Raw genomic sequence first — 224 nt, forward strand, 5'->3', positions numbered from 1 at the left:
CCGCCTTCAGGCGGCTGTGTGTTGAAACGACCATTTCGGGTATGGCAGGCACAAACATTTCAGCCAGCCGCCTTCAGGCGGCTGTGTGTTGAAACGACCGCAAGGTGAACGTCATCGGGTTTAAAACCGCCAGCCGCCTTCAGGCGGCTGTGTGTTGAAACTGCGCTTACGGCATGCCGGTGTCGGGTATCACTTCCAGCCGCCTTCAGGCGGCTGTGTGTTGA

The sequence above is a fragment of the Neisseria sp. HMSC31F04 genome (genome assembly GCF_001807735.1).
Lineage (GTDB): Bacteria > Pseudomonadota > Gammaproteobacteria > Burkholderiales > Neisseriaceae > Neisseria > Neisseria elongata.